The sequence below is a fragment of the Orrella marina genome, from assembly GCF_003058465.1.
Lineage (GTDB): Bacteria > Pseudomonadota > Gammaproteobacteria > Burkholderiales > Burkholderiaceae_B > Algicoccus > Algicoccus marinus.
On record NZ_CP028901.1, the window covers coordinates 1,984,034 to 1,997,784 of the forward strand.

14 protein-coding genes are annotated in these 13,751 nt (G+C 55.5%); 11 read left to right on the forward strand and 3 right to left on the reverse strand.

The annotated features are described in order from the left end of the window. Positions 1 to 8: 8 nt before the first annotated feature. The 3 genes from DBV39_RS08890 to pncB form a co-directional block, all read right to left on the reverse strand. Entirely contained in the window at positions 9 to 2,222 is a 2,214-nt protein-coding gene (locus tag DBV39_RS08890; RefSeq protein ID WP_108621231.1) for a RelA/SpoT family protein, read from the reverse strand. Between the two features lie 47 nt (positions 2,223 to 2,269). Continuing rightward, a complete protein-coding gene (locus DBV39_RS08895) occupies positions 2,270 to 2,620 on the reverse strand; it encodes a RidA family protein (RefSeq protein ID WP_108621232.1) in 351 nt (116 codons plus the stop codon). Between the two features lie 65 nt (positions 2,621 to 2,685). Further along, the gene (gene pncB / locus DBV39_RS08900; RefSeq protein ID WP_108621233.1) at positions 2,686 to 3,861 is read right to left on the reverse strand and encodes a nicotinate phosphoribosyltransferase; all 1,176 of its coding nucleotides are present in this window, start codon (positions 3,859 to 3,861) and stop codon (positions 2,686 to 2,688) included. A gap of 554 nt (positions 3,862 to 4,415) precedes the next feature. On the opposite strand from pncB, the gene fdxA reads away from it, so the two are divergent. From fdxA to DBV39_RS08955, 11 genes are all read left to right on the forward strand, one after another. Continuing rightward, positions 4,416 to 4,739 (forward strand): ferredoxin FdxA, encoded by a 324-nt coding sequence (gene fdxA / locus DBV39_RS08905; RefSeq protein ID WP_108621234.1) that lies wholly within the window; start codon positions 4,416 to 4,418, stop codon positions 4,737 to 4,739. Positions 4,740 to 4,797: 58 nt separating this feature from the next. Next, positions 4,798 to 5,613 (forward strand): ferredoxin--NADP reductase, encoded by an 816-nt coding sequence (locus tag DBV39_RS08910; protein WP_108621235.1) that lies wholly within the window; start codon positions 4,798 to 4,800, stop codon positions 5,611 to 5,613. A gap of 12 nt (positions 5,614 to 5,625) precedes the next feature. Further along, positions 5,626 to 6,246: an electron transport complex subunit RsxB gene (locus DBV39_RS08915; RefSeq protein WP_108621236.1), complete on the forward strand. Its 621-nt coding sequence runs from the start codon at positions 5,626 to 5,628 to the stop codon at positions 6,244 to 6,246. Further along, positions 6,243 to 6,899 carry an endonuclease III gene (nth, locus tag DBV39_RS08920; RefSeq protein ID WP_108621237.1) on the forward strand — a complete coding sequence of 219 codons (657 nt, stop codon included), beginning with the start codon at positions 6,243 to 6,245 and terminating at the stop codon, positions 6,897 to 6,899. Before DBV39_RS08915 ends, nth begins: the two co-directional genes overlap by 4 nt. 193 nt (positions 6,900 to 7,092) lie before the next feature. Further along, positions 7,093 to 9,312, forward strand: coding sequence for a malate synthase G (locus tag DBV39_RS08925; protein ID WP_108621238.1), 2,220 nt, complete (start codon positions 7,093 to 7,095; stop codon positions 9,310 to 9,312). Between the two features lie 254 nt (positions 9,313 to 9,566). Further along, positions 9,567 to 10,514 carry a sulfurtransferase gene (locus tag DBV39_RS08930; RefSeq protein ID WP_108621239.1) on the forward strand — a complete coding sequence of 316 codons (948 nt, stop codon included), beginning with the start codon at positions 9,567 to 9,569 and terminating at the stop codon, positions 10,512 to 10,514. 24 nt (positions 10,515 to 10,538) lie between these two features. Next, complete coding sequence (locus DBV39_RS08935; RefSeq protein WP_265416049.1) at positions 10,539 to 11,333, forward strand: YeeE/YedE thiosulfate transporter family protein; 795 nt, start codon at positions 10,539 to 10,541, stop codon at positions 11,331 to 11,333. 1 nt (position 11,334) lies between these two features. After that, entirely contained in the window at positions 11,335 to 11,610 is a 276-nt protein-coding gene (locus DBV39_RS20285) for a YeeE/YedE thiosulfate transporter family protein (RefSeq protein ID WP_265416050.1), read from the forward strand. A 536-nt stretch (positions 11,611 to 12,146) separates the two neighbouring features. Then, positions 12,147 to 12,887 (forward strand): aldolase, encoded by a 741-nt coding sequence (locus tag DBV39_RS08945; protein WP_108621240.1) that lies wholly within the window; start codon positions 12,147 to 12,149, stop codon positions 12,885 to 12,887. 154 nt (positions 12,888 to 13,041) lie between these two features. After that, positions 13,042 to 13,203 (forward strand): DUF2256 domain-containing protein, encoded by a 162-nt coding sequence (locus DBV39_RS08950; RefSeq protein ID WP_108621241.1) that lies wholly within the window; start codon positions 13,042 to 13,044, stop codon positions 13,201 to 13,203. 111 nt (positions 13,204 to 13,314) lie between these two features. Then, positions 13,315 to 13,695 carry a DUF2237 family protein gene (locus tag DBV39_RS08955; protein WP_108621242.1) on the forward strand — a complete coding sequence of 127 codons (381 nt, stop codon included), beginning with the start codon at positions 13,315 to 13,317 and terminating at the stop codon, positions 13,693 to 13,695. The last annotated feature ends 56 nt before the right edge of the window (positions 13,696 to 13,751 follow it).

Sequence of the window (13,751 nt, forward strand, 5' to 3'; positions counted from 1 at the left end):
CATCCACACTATCGGCGCTGTACATCGAGCACTCCCTGAACCTCGGACAGTGCACGCATTGCTCCGGCAAGATCTTCAGCATCGGCCACCTGCACCGTAAACTGCATGTGCGCGAGAGATCCTTTGCTGTGGGTGTTAACACCAATCACGTTGAGCCTGAGACGGGAAAACGCCTCAGACAAATCCCTGAGCAAGGCCGAGCGATCGTGAGCGTGAACCACAACATCCACCGGATACAGCGCTTCCTTTGCCTGTCCCCACGAAACATCGATCACCCGTTCAGGATGTCGCTCACTTAACTGCCGGAAGCTCGGACAGACAGTCCTGTGAACCGACACCCCTCGACCACGCGTCACAAACCCGCCGATCTCGTCAGGTGGGGCCGGCCTGCAGCAACGTGCAAGCTGAGTCAGCAACGAACTGACCCCTTCAACCAGTATTCCCGTTCCTCCAGAGCCGGCGGACTCTGCCTTCTCCTGATACTTCAGTGCCTGCGCCAACATGATCTGCTGGTGATCTGTCCGGGCGGGTTGAGCCGGATTGAAGACAGCATCGAGATGGCGCAGGCTGAAGTCATCCTTTGCCACAGCAACATACAGATCATCAGCGCGTGCAAATCCAAGTTGCTGCGCGAGTTGCTCCTGATTGACGGCCGTCTTGCCCAGTCGCTGCAGTTCCTTGTCGACCAGACTATGCCCCTGGACGATGCGTTGCTGCAACTCGATTGCGTTGAACCAGGCTCGTACTTTGGACCTGGCGCGATTGCTTGCCAGATAACCAAGCTGAGGGTTGAGCCAGTCCCGGGAAGGGCCTCCAGCCTTGGTCGTCAGAACTTCCACCGTCTGACCCGTTTCAAGACGCGTTTGCAAAGGCACCATCACGCCGTCGACCTTGGCTCCGCGACAGCGATGCCCAAGATCGGTATGCAGATGGTAAGCAAAGTCCACAGGCGTGGCACCTCGCGGCAACTCAATCACGCGAGCTTGCGGCGACAGTACATAGATCCGGTCTGATAATGTCCCGGAGTCTTTATCCGGCGACGTCCTGACACTGTCCGCTTCAGTCTGCCATTCCAGCAACTGGCGCATCCAGGCAAGCTGTCTGGAGTAAGGATCAGCTGCTGCGACCTGCCCTCCTTTGGGTCCTGCTTCCTTGTAACGCCAGTGGGCTGCCATGCCATGCTCTGCAAACTCGTGCATGGCTCTGGTCCTGATCTGGACTTCAAATGCCCTGCCTTGTACGTCCTGAATAACCGTGTGCAACGACCTGTACCCATTCGGCTTGGGCCGTGCAATGTAATCGTCAAACTCCTCCACAATGGGGGTCCAGTGCTCGTGGACCAGTCCAAGCACCGCGTAACAGGCTCTCTCATCGCTCACGATTACCCGCAAGGCACGCAAGTCATACAACTTGCTGAAATCAATGGCTTTGTTACGCATCTTGTTCCAGATGCTGTAGATGTGCTTGGGACGCCCCGAAATGGTGGCCTCTATTCCGGCCTGATTCAGCAGATTCCTGAGCTTGTCAACAGAGGCTCGAATGAATTCTTCGCGCTCAACGCGCTTTTCTTCCAGCTTTCCGGCAATTTCCCTGTAGCGATCTGGCTCCAGAAACCGGAAAGCCAGGTCTTCCATTTCCCACTTGATCTGCCAGACACCAAGACGATTAGCCAATGGAGCATACAAGTCGAGTGTCTCGGCTGCGAGATCGCGATCGCAAGGCGTCTTGGTGCGCGCATGCCAGCGCAGTGTCTGCAATCGGGAGGCAAGCCGGATCAGAACGATGCGCAAGTCCGCGGCCATCGCCAGCAGCATCTTGCGCAACATTTCTCGCTGGTCAACCTGATCACGCGGCCCGCTCTGGTTGATCTCGCGCGCCACCTTGCCCAGACGCAGGAGTGCATGTGTACCCTGCAGCAATTTGCCTACGTCTGTTCCAAACGCCTTATGCAAAGGGTCAGGACCCCTGCCTCTGTACTCCGGCAGGCACAGCAGCAAGGCCGCTGCCCTTGTTTCGAGATCAGAGCGAAGTGAAGCCAGAATCAACACGAGCTCTGCGCTGTGCTCCAGCAAACTCTCTCCGCCAGGCGTTTCATCTTCGCGATAGTGGTCTCGCACCCACTGACACGCCTGCTCCAGCACCGGGCGCGCTGAATCCGGCAATCCGGCCATCCATCCCTGCATCAGCGTGGAATCAGGCCAATGAGCAGAAAACGAGACCATGAAATACTCTCCATCAGGAGCGCCTCTAACGAGGAGCCCCGTCTCGTTTACACAGCGGCTGTCACGACAATCTCGACTTTGAAATTCGGGTTGGCCAGTCTGGCCTCAACCGTCGCACGAGGTGGTGCGTTGCCCTGATCGACCCAGGCATCCCAAGCCTTGTTCATTGCGTCAAATTCAGCCATGTTGGAAATAAAGATCTGGGCCATCAGAATCCGCGACTTGTTGGTCCCGGCCACTTCAAGCAACTGATCAATGATGGACAGAACCTGTTCGGTCTGCCCGGTCATATCCAGACTGGCATCCTCTGGAATCTGGCCAGCAAGGTATGCAACCCCGTTATAAACCGCAACATCAGAGAGCCGTTTCTCGACATTTATACGTTGAATCGACTGCATGAATGGTTTCCTTCAGATAGACCGCAGTTAAACAACTGCTAGGATAGCGCACTCGCTGTTTGCCGTCATACAGAAGGCAAGTCGAACACGTGCCGCAAATACGACAGGTAGGCCGGATCATCACACATGGTCTTGGCCGGTTCATCAGAAATTTTCGCGACCGGCTGTCCGTTGCAGCGAACCATCTTCATCACGACCTGAAGTGGCTCATGGCCCAGATCGTGCGTCAGATTGGTCCCTATTCCGAACGAAACCTGGATACGTCCGGCAAAGCGTCTTGCAAGCTCCAGTGCCCTGGAAAAGTTCAGACCGTCCGAGAACACCAGGGTCTTGGAGAGTGGGTCGACCCGGTTCGCACGGTAGTGCTCAATCATCCGTTCTCCCCATTCCATCGGATCGCCGGAATCGTGACGAGCACCATCAAACAGCTTGCAGAAGTACATGTCGAAGTCCCTCAGAAAGGCCTCAAGTCCGTACACGTCGGACAGAGCAATTCCGAGATCGCCACGATACTCCTTTGCCCAGACCTCAAGTGCAAAGACCTGGGAGTCACGCAACCTTGGGCCAAGCGCCTGGCAGGCCTGCAAATACTCATGCCCCATCGTTCCCATCGGGGTCAAACCATGTCGCCTGGCCATGTATACGTTACTGGTTCCTGCCAGACTCGGGCCCATTCTGGCCTTGAGCGCTCGCAGCACCTCATCGTGCCACGCGTGAGAGAAGCGACGTCGCGTACCGTATTCCGCCACCCGGAAAGCAGGCAGATCCGATGCCTGTTTCACCATCTCGACTTTCTCCATCAAGCGGGCCCTGCCGAGCTCCAGGTCAGGTTCCGGGATTCGGTGCCTGAAGTAAACCTCGTTGACAATTGCAAGAACAGGTATCTCGAACAGAATGGTATGCAGCCAGGCCCCTTCGACCACGATCGACAACTCGCCTGGCTTGTCGCCTGGACTGACGTGAATACTCTTGCGCGGCAGATGAAACAGTCCCAGAAAATCGACAAAGTCGCTTTTGATGAATCTCAGAGATCTCAAGTAATCAAGCTCGTCTTCGCGCAGTCTCACCTCGCACAACGCATCGATCTCACGCTCGATCTCGTCGATAAAAGGCCCAAAATCCACGTCTGGCGTTCTGCACCAGAAACGATACTGCACCTGGGCTGACGGAAAATGGTGCAATACCACCTGCATCATGGTGAACTTGTAAAGATCGGTGTCGAGCAAAGATCGAATAATCATCGATAGTCATCCTGCCTGATTGCGGCCGGACCCGCACCCCTCATTTCGGCAGAGGACCGGGACTGGGACAGGCCCTGCATAACAAAGAGAAACGGGCAAAACCCATATCCTCAAGTTAACACAGCACTGCTGGCTCTAGGGTGATCCCGCATGAGCCCATTCGCAATCCGTTAAAATCCAGTTTTTCAGTCAGTCTGTTGTTGCGCGCGATGAGGCTGGTCGTGCCAAGGCAGCACACGGCGGGCAGTCTGCATTGCTGTGTGGCTTGCCGAAGTCCACATGAGATTGCGCACTCTACGGTCTGTGCTGGCGCGCACGGATTGGCACGTTCCAGATAATGAATACGATCGACCACTCTGATGACGTTGTTTATCCATGCAGGGGCTCTGGTCTGGATGCGTGATCAGGAATCTGGATTGACACAAGGAAAGCTCGGGCAAACCTGATGATCCTTTACCTGACGATGTTCACCAGCACCGGACACGATCAGCCGTAAGACAACCTGAACAGTCCGGCAGCCTGGTGCCGGCCTTTAATCCTACTCAGATATCACTATGACTCACGTTGTTACAGAGAACTGCATCAAATGCAAATTCACAGACTGTGTGGATGTTTGCCCTGTTGATTGCTTCAAGGAAGGTCCTAATTTTCTGGTGATTGATCCTGACGAATGCATTGATTGTGCTGTCTGTATCCCGGAGTGCCCCGCTGACGCGATTTTTGCGGAAGAGGATGTACCTGCCGACCAGGTTCGTTTCATTGAGTTGAACGCCGAGCTCAGCCCTCTTTACAAAACGATTAGCCGGTCCAAGGAACCTCTCCCAGACGCTGACGACTGGAATGGCAAACCTGACAAGCTCAAGCATCTTGAACGATAGGGTCAGGCATACTCAGACGACTCGCCCCCGGCAAGTCCCGCAAGGAGTTCACGCAAGCATGCAATCAGGTGACGTCACCAGTAAGTACTCACGCCAGACCGTGCTGGAAGTTCGGAGATGGGCATCGCCAGGCTTATGCTCGGTCCGCACGACACGCCCAGATGGTTTCAACTTTGTGCCCGGACAGTTTGCCCGCATCGGTCTCCCCGAAGACAAGCAAAGTGGTGAACCTTCCCTCTGGCGTGCTTATTCGATGGTGACACACCCTGAAGACCCTGATCTGGAGTTTTTCAGTGTGACGGTTTCCGACGGGCAGTTCAGCCCGCTCCTGGCAGCACTCGAACCGGGGGACTCTCTCTGGATCGAGAACAACCCTTTCGGGTTTCTCACGCTAGACCGGTTCCAGGATGGCCAGGTGCTCTGGCTGATCAGTACGGGAACAGGCTTGTCTGCTTACATTCCCATGCTTCGCGACAGCCAGACATGGGACAGGTTTGAAACAGTCGTGCTGGTTCACGGGGTACGCACACAGCAGGAGCTTGCCTACCGCGATGAGATTTTGCAGATTGCGAGCAAGATCAACACGCCAGCAAGAAGCAGACTAATTTACCTGTGCGCGACATCTCGCGAGCCTTGGCCAGCCGTTGAGGGACGGCCGGGGCCAGTCGCTCAGGCCAAACGAATCACCGCCGCCTTGCTCGATGGCACCCTCACAACTGCTGCAGGTGTTGGCCTTGAGCCAAAGGGCGGGCGGGTCATGCTTTGCGGCAACCCGGAGATGGTGACCGAGATGAGAAAGTTACTGGCTGAGCGCGGGTTTGCGGCTGGCCGTCGCGGGAATCCGGGCAATCTCGCCGTCGAGAATTACTGGTAGGGCCAGACTGACATGTCAGACGCAGACCAACAGATCCTGATCCAGACGATTGATGCCATCCTGCCCCAAACCCAATGCACTCAATGTGGCTACGATGGCTGTATGCCCTATGCTGAAGCGCTGGCCAGAGGCGAGGCTGACATCAACCGCTGTCCTCCCGGCGACGAATCAGGTATGCGCGCGCTTGCGTCATTACTCGGTCGGGCTCCCAAGCCCATCGATCCCGCATGTGGGCAACCGGGGCCGCTGACAGTGGCTGTCATTGACGAAGAACATTGCGTTGGCTGTACGCTTTGCATCAAAGCCTGTCCTGTTGATGCGATTATTGGCGCGAACAAGCGTATGCACACTGTGCTGCCAGACTGGTGCACTGGCTGTGATCTCTGTGTCGCTCCCTGTCCTGTTGATTGCATCACCATGACTCCTGTTTCTGATCCTGCGCTAATGTGGGGCCCGCGAAGAGCCGCTCAGGCACGCGAACGCCACCAGAGCAGACTTGCACGCAAACGTGACTCCAATGCGCAAAGCTCGGCCAGAACAAATCGTTTGGCAAGGCCTAGCCAATCGGACAAGGAAAATGTGGTCGCGGCTGCACTGGCAAAGGCACGGGAACGAAGGATGGCCAGGTCATGAACCGCGAGAACCGCGTCCGGATTTTTGAAACCTTTGCCCAAGCCAATCCAAACCCCACAACTGAGCTGGAGTACGCCGATTCGTTTCAACTGCTGATCGCAGTCATTCTATCGGCGCAGGCCACTGACAAGTCGGTCAATCTGGCTACACGAGACCTTTTCAGGGAACACGGAACCCCGGAAAAAATGCTGGCGCTCGGCGTCGATGGGCTCACGGCATACATTCGGACGATCGGCCTGTTTCGCACCAAGGCAAGCAATGTCATCGCAACATGCCGCATTCTGGTCGAGCAACACGGCTCAAAAGTCCCTCGGTCGCGTGAGGCACTGGAGGCATTGCCCGGTGTGGGGCGCAAGACCGCGAATGTTGTGCTCAACACAGCATTCGGTGAGCCCACCATAGCGGTCGATACGCATATTTTCAGAGTCTCTAACCGGACCGGGATAGGCCCTGGAAAAACAGTGCTAGCCGTTGAGCAGGCACTCGAGAAACATGTTCCGCCGGCGTTTCGGCTAAACGCGCATCACTGGCTGATCCTGCACGGCCGATATGTCTGTGTCGCCAGAAAGCCCAAATGCGATGTGTGCCTGATTTCGCAGTGGTGTGATCATTACAAGAAAACACTGCGCAAGCGTCCCACCTCCAGGACCTGAACCCGTCATTGCCTTCTTTTAGACGGGCAGCCAGCATTCTGCCATGCATGGTACGGATGTTTCGATCCGGATTTGATACAAATATGCACAAATGAAATGACTCATTTGCGCATAATTTGTAGACTATTCTTGTGCAATGCAACCTAAACTGATGTTGTACCCGGCAACCGGTTTTCAATCAGGAGTCCCATACATGAGCCAAGCTATCAGCGTGCACCGTCTTCGTGTCGCTCCCCAACTAAAATCCTTCATTGATGAAGAAGTCCTGCCCGGCACAGGCGTGACTGTCGACGCCTTTTGGACAGGATTCGACGCAATCGTGGCTGACCTCGCTCCCGACAACATCCAGTTGCTCGCCAAACGTGATGAACTGCAATCACGCCTTGATGAGTGGCATACAGCCAACCCTGGACCGATCCAGAACATGGACGCGTACCAGGCTTTTCTGAGATCGATCGGTTACCTGGTCGATACACCGGCCAACTGTCAGGCCACCACCCTGAACGTAGACTCAGAACTCGCTCTGCAGGCAGGCCCTCAGTTAGTGGTTCCCATTCTGAACGCTCGATACGCCCTGAATGCTGCGAATGCACGCTGGGGATCGCTCTATGACGCACTCTACGGCACTGATGCCATTGCTGAGGATGACGGTTGTGAACGCACTAGCGGCTACAACCCCAGGCGCGGTGCCCGTGTCATCGCCTACGCGCGTCGCATACTCGACCAGTACGCCCCTCTTGATCAAGGCTCGCACGCCGACGCAACGTCCTATACCGTCCTTGACGGAAAGCTCAATGTCTCATTGGCCAACCAGGCAGAACCGGGAAGACTCGCCGAGCCCGCACAGTTCATCGGATATCAAGGTTCTTGCGACGAACCAAGTGCAATCCTGCTGGTTCACAACGGACTTCACATGGAGATCGTAATCGACCGGACAGCAGCAATCGGCTCTACCGACCCGGCTGGCATCAATGACCTGACGCTGGAAGCCGCCCTGTCGACCATTCTCGACCTTGAAGACTCCGTCGCCGCAGTCGATGCCGAGGACAAGGTCAACGGTTATCGCAACTGGCTGGGCATCCTCAAAGGCACCCTGACCGACACTTTCGAAAAAGGGGGCAGGAACGTCACCCGGACGTTGAATCCGGATCGCCGTTACATCGGACCGGATGGGCAAGAAGTCGTCCTGCACGGCAGGTCTTTGATGTTCCTGCGTAACGTCGGTCACCTGATGACCAATCCTGCCATCCAGTACGAAGCAGCGTCCGGTGAGTTACGCGAGATACCGGAAGGCATCATGGACGCGGTTGTCACCACAGCCATTGCTATCCACGATCTCAAGACCGGCGGGGTTACAGACGCGGGGGAAAAAGTGCGCAACAGTCGCCAGGGAAGCATCTACATCGTCAAGCCAAAGATGCACGGTCCCGAAGAAGTTGCGTTCGCTGCCGAACTGTTTAGCCGTGTCGAACAGATGCTCGGTCTCAAGCAGGATACGGTCAAGCTCGGCATCATGGACGAAGAGCGACGTACCAGCGTCAACCTGAAAGCCTGCATTGCCGCTGCATCAAGCCGCGTAGCCTTCATTAACACCGGCTTCCTTGACCGGACAGGTGATGAGATGCACACAGCAATGCTTGCGGGCCCGATGATCCGCAAGGCGGACATGAAGACGACATCATGGATTGCAGCCTACGAGCGTAACAATGTTCTCACTGGCCTGTCGTGCGGACTTCGAGGTAAAGCCCAGATTGGCAAAGGCATGTGGGCCATGCCGGATCTGATGGCTGAGATGCTCAAACAGAAGATCGCACACCCCAAGGCTGGTGCGAACACTGCGTGGGTACCCAGTCCGACTGCCGCGACCCTGCACGCCTTGCACTACCATGAAGTCAATGTTTCCAAGGTTCAGCAGGAACTTGAGTGCGTTGATTCTGACGCAGAGCAACCCGCCATTCTTCGCGATCTGCTGACAATTCCTGTGGCAATCGATACCCGCTGGAGTGAGCAAGACAAGCAGCAAGAACTCGACAACAACATCCAGGGTATTCTGGGTTACGTTGTACGCTGGGTAGACCAGGGAATCGGTTGCTCCAAGGTCCCCGACATTCATGACATCGGCCTGATGGAGGATCGCGCAACACTGCGTATATCCAGCCAGCATGTCGCGAACTGGATGCGTCACGGGATCGTAGATGAAAATCAGGTAAGAGCAACCTTTGAACGCATGTCCAAGGTTGTGGACCAGCAAAATGCTGGCGACCCGAACTATCGTCCGATGTACGGCAACTTCGAGACCTCGATGGCATACCAGGCGGCGTGTGACCTGGTCTTCAAGGGACTGGAGCAGCCCAGCGGGTACACCGAGCCACTACTACATGCATGGCGCCTGAAACTCAAGGCAAGCGCGTAACGGTCTGCAGGAAAGACCGTCTCGCTCATGATCCACGTCTGATCCCCTGGTTGTCGCGTCTGGCATCCAGGGGATTGTCATGTGTACGCACAGCACCTTGATCCGCACAACCGGAAGAGATTCACAGCCCTATGTGAACAGACAGCCTTATTATTACTTTTAGTTATTTAAAAAACATAACTTATTATTTCACATTTGGTTAGCAGATCTTCAGAATACGGGTTATCACTACTTTTACCTATTCTGGAAGCACCATGAAACACCTGCTAACCGCGATCGCAAGTATCGCAATTTCCAGCACCGTTCTGGCAGCACAACCCCTGCTCTCTCCTGCAGAGCTCAGCAGCAGTTTGTCTGAACCCAACGTCCGTGTTGTCGACATTCGGGATCCGAAATCATACGATGAAGGACATATTGCCGGTGCAGTCAATGCCCCATACGGACAATGGCGGGGTCCGGCCGCCAATCCCGGCGAGCTGCCGGAATTGACCGCCCTGACCAAACTCGTCCAGTCAATCGGCCTCGAGCCCGACACCCACGCGATCATCGTTTCGAGTGGCGCCAACGATACGGATTTCGGCGCTGCTGCGCGAGTGTACTGGACACTCAAAGTACTCGGCCTGGATGAACTGTCCATATTGAACGGCGGCGTCAAGGCCTGGCAGGGTGCAAACCTTCCGCTGCAATCCGGTTCGATCTCGGTCACAACCTCAAGCTTCGAACCATCGATTGATCAGACCCTGATTACCTCTCGCGACCAACTTGTCGATGTCACTAGCACGCCCGGTTCGGTACGGGCACTGCTCGTTGATGCCCGACCGGAAGGCTTCTTTAATGGCGAAACCCGTCACACTGCAGCAAAAGTCGCAGGCACGCTTGAAGGCGCTGTTAACGTTCCGCACTCACTTTGGTTCAAACCAGGAACAAGTGAAGTTGTCTCACAGGAACAGGCGGTGTCACTGGCAAGACAGCACGGACTGGACAAACCGGACCAGGAGATTGTCTCTTTCTGCAACACTGGACACTGGGCTGCAACCAACTGGTTCGTTCTGTCTGAGCTTGTGGGCGACGACGACGTGAAGCTTTATGCTGGTTCCATGGTCGACTGGACCCAGGCCGATCAGGCATTACCAGTCCAGAACGCGCCCGGCCGTCTCAAGCAACTCTGGATTGACACCAAACTCTGGTTCGAGACCCTTTAAAGCGTTCATGGAGAGCATAATCTGATGAAGCGCTTGCCCTTGGCGGCCTTGATGGCCGTCTTTTTTCTGTTCCTTCTGCTAAGTGTCTCAGTACGCCAGTCGATCCTGTTCTTGATTGGTATCGGCATGGGTGCGGCCCTGGCCGGTGCACGCTTTGGTTTCACGACTGGCTGGCGTCAACTCATCGAAAAGCGTGACCCTCGAGGTGTGACAGGTCAGATTATTCTACTGGCCGTCGCTGCCGCCCTGGCGATCCCGTTACTTTCGACTTACACAGAACTCGGTGCGGCACTTGGTCCGCCCAGCGTCAGTCTGCTCGTTGGCGCTTTCGTTTTCGGGCTTTCGATGCAGATCGCAGACGGATGCGGATCCGGAACGCTATACAAGGCGGGGCTGGGTATTCCACTCAATATGGGGATCCTGCCGCTGTTCGCACTCGGTAGCTTTCTGGGCTCCGTGCACCTGGGCAGCTGGCTTGAACTCGGCCAGACAGAACCGATCGGACTGGTTGACATCCTCGGTGCAGAGAAAGCCCTGGCGGTGACACTGGCGGGACTATTGCTCGCTCTGATTGCTGTGCGTCTCTGGGTCGGACCGGACCGCGCGTGGTTCGATAGAAAGTGGATCTGGGGCGCTCTTATCCTGGCCCTGCTCGCTACTTTGAATCTGATCATTGCCGGCCAGCCGTGGGGGTCGTATATGGCTTTGGTTTGTGGGCTGCCAAAGCAGTCCACGCAGCAAACCTGTTTGATCCAGCAGGCAACATGTTCTGGGGCAGGAAGGCAACGCAACCCGCCTTGTCGAGAGCGTGTTTCTTGACGTGACATCCATCACGAACATAGGAATCCTTGCGGGTGCACTCTGGATCTCGGCACGTACAGGAGCGGAAAGCAATCCGCTGACCCGCAAGCAGTGGATGATCGGCCTGTGTGCAGGGTTCATCATGGGCTACAGTTCGAGGCTGGCGTTCGGATGCAACATTGGTGCGATGCTCAGCGGCGTGTCAACTGGCAGCCTGCATGGCTGGATCTGGATTCCTCTGGCGTTCCTCGGCACGATGCTCGGCATACGAATTCGCCGCCACTATCAGTTTTGAGGGGATCAGAATGTCTTTCATGTCAAACCACAAGATCCGCCAACTCGTGTTCTGGACTGTGCTGGCCAGCTTCCTGGCGTGGGACTGGTGGTACGCTCCTCAACCTGATCTGCGAAACGAGCCCCCAGTCATTGCAGCGGGCTCGGGCCAGGTGATATTGGGGGGCACTGCTCCATGGCCAAGTAGTCGGCCTGCGTAATGCTCGTAAATGGTCCACGCCTACCGAAACAGGGCCAGCAGTCTGCGCTAAGTGACTCTCACCAACGTCGCTAACAAGTGCCACCTTTCAAGTGGCACTTTCTGTTGGTCCCTGCAAAGATCAAAGGGCGTGGTGCCTGCTGACGAATACAGACCTGCGGCAGCCTGAGTCAGTGTGCTCTCTGCCAGCAAAAACATTCGTACACAATCGCTCGAACGTCGACGGTCCAGGCGGTTATCATGGGAGCGATCCAAGAGATCTGCGTGGCGAATCACCTCGCATCGCGAAGTGGTCGCCAGCCGGCTCAGGTTTATCTTTCAAACGAGAGGAATCACCCATGGCAATCGACCGATCGGCGCATGAACAGGATTTTGAGTCCCCCGATATCACACGTTTGCGCGAGGATCTCGCTCTGGCCTTGCGTGCTGCGGCGTATCACGGACTGTCCGAGGGGGTATGCAATCACTTCAGTGTCGAAATTCCCGATCAGAGCGGGCGATTTCTGCTCAATCCGCGCGGTCTCCTTTGGGAAGAGGTTCATACTGATGACATCGTAATGGTCGACTCGACAGGAGAAAAACTGGCTGGCCGCCATCCTGTCGAACCAACTGCCATGCATATTCATGCGGCGATTCATCAGATCGCAGGGAAAGCCTGCGTCCTGCACACCCACATGCCTTACGCGACGGCTTTGACCATGACCCGGGCCAGATCGCTCGACACCACCTTATCGCAGAATGCCATGCGGTTTCACGGGCGACTTGTCGCAGACCACGACTACAACGGTCTAGCTCTGGGCGCAGCCGAAGGCGAACGAATTGCCATTGCCATGCAAGGAGCGGATATCGTATTTCTAGGCAACCATGGCGTGGTCGTCTGTTCGAGTCGGATGGATTACGCGTATGAAGATCTCTATTTTCTGGAAAGAGCCTGTCAGATGGAGATTCATGCTCGTGCCAGCGGTCATCCTCTGGCACCAGTTGACCCTGCTATTGCCGAGCGTGTGTGCGCAGAAGTTGATAGCGAGCGCCTGCAGTCAACCTTGTTCTTTGAGGCGTTACGCAGGCAACTGAAGTAACTCACACTCCAGTATGTCCCGCCGCGCGGATCGTTCAACTCTGGTTGAACCTGGGCCTAACAAGTTCGCACGCGAACCAGTCGACTCAGGTAGGGGAATGCGTGGGCAAGTGTTCAGGTAATACAAAAGTGTTCATGATGTCCAGAGAGTTTCCATGCATGGCGTCAAAAAGTCCGACCTTCCAAAGAAGATCTGTCCGACCTGTAACAGGCCATTTGTCTGGAGAAAGAAATGGGAAAGAGACTGGGATCAGGTCAAATACTGCTCAGAACGATGTAAGCGCACCCGAGCCGGAACCGCCAGGAAGTGTGTATGACTGATATGAAAGAGTGTCAAGGGTCGGGAACTTCCCGAAGCGACAAACCATCAAAATTGTTGCAATATCACTCTTTAGAAGCTAAACAAATGATGCTGTAGAGGTTTGACGATGCAGGAAGGACGCAATGTTTTAGGAGAGGCACTGATTCCCTGCTCCTACGATCCGTTGGCGGGTTATTTCAGAGATGGCTGCTGCAACACAGATGCCCAGGACCATGGCACTCACGTCGTCTGCGCACGCGTCACGGTTGAGTTTCTCGCATTTTCGGTTGAGCAAGGCAATGACCTTGTGACGCCAAGACCCGAGATGCGATTTCGAGGACTGAACCCAGGGGATCGCTGGTGCCTGTGCGTTGAGCGCTGGAAAGAGGCGCTACAAGCCGGTGTTGCCCCGCCAGTCATTCTGGAATCAACCCACGAGAGAGCTCTTGAGCATGTCTCGCTCGATCAGCTTAGGACCCACGAATACATCCCGACACAACGATCTTGATTGCGAATTTACGTATTTTTATCGGCAATTTCCGAAAGCGATTCTGCAACGACCAG

Bases quoted from the DNA above. Each gene is read 5' to 3' on its own strand.
- DBV39_RS08910 (WP_108621235.1), top strand. From the start codon at position 4,798: ATGCAATCAGGTGACGTCACCAGTAAGTACTCACGCCAGACCGTGCTG.
- DBV39_RS08950 (WP_108621241.1), top strand. From the start codon at position 13,042: ATGCATGGCGTCAAAAAGTCCGACCTTCCAAAGAAGATCTGTCCGACC.
- nth (WP_108621237.1), top strand. From the start codon at position 6,243: ATGAACCGCGAGAACCGCGTCCGGATTTTTGAAACCTTTGCCCAAGCC.
- DBV39_RS08935 (WP_265416049.1), top strand. From the start codon at position 10,539: ATGAAGCGCTTGCCCTTGGCGGCCTTGATGGCCGTCTTTTTTCTGTTC.
- DBV39_RS08930 (WP_108621239.1), top strand. From the start codon at position 9,567: ATGAAACACCTGCTAACCGCGATCGCAAGTATCGCAATTTCCAGCACC.
- DBV39_RS08945 (WP_108621240.1), top strand. From the start codon at position 12,147: ATGGCAATCGACCGATCGGCGCATGAACAGGATTTTGAGTCCCCCGAT.
- pncB (WP_108621233.1), bottom strand. From the start codon at position 3,861: ATGATTATTCGATCTTTGCTCGACACCGATCTTTACAAGTTCACCATG.
- DBV39_RS08925 (WP_108621238.1), top strand. From the start codon at position 7,093: ATGAGCCAAGCTATCAGCGTGCACCGTCTTCGTGTCGCTCCCCAACTA.
- DBV39_RS08890 (WP_108621231.1), bottom strand. From the start codon at position 2,222: ATGGTCTCGTTTTCTGCTCATTGGCCTGATTCCACGCTGATGCAGGGA.
- DBV39_RS08955 (WP_108621242.1), top strand. From the start codon at position 13,315: ATGCAGGAAGGACGCAATGTTTTAGGAGAGGCACTGATTCCCTGCTCC.
- DBV39_RS08895 (WP_108621232.1), bottom strand. From the start codon at position 2,620: ATGCAGTCGATTCAACGTATAAATGTCGAGAAACGGCTCTCTGATGTT.
- fdxA (WP_108621234.1), top strand. From the start codon at position 4,416: ATGACTCACGTTGTTACAGAGAACTGCATCAAATGCAAATTCACAGAC.
- DBV39_RS08915 (WP_108621236.1), top strand. From the start codon at position 5,626: ATGTCAGACGCAGACCAACAGATCCTGATCCAGACGATTGATGCCATC.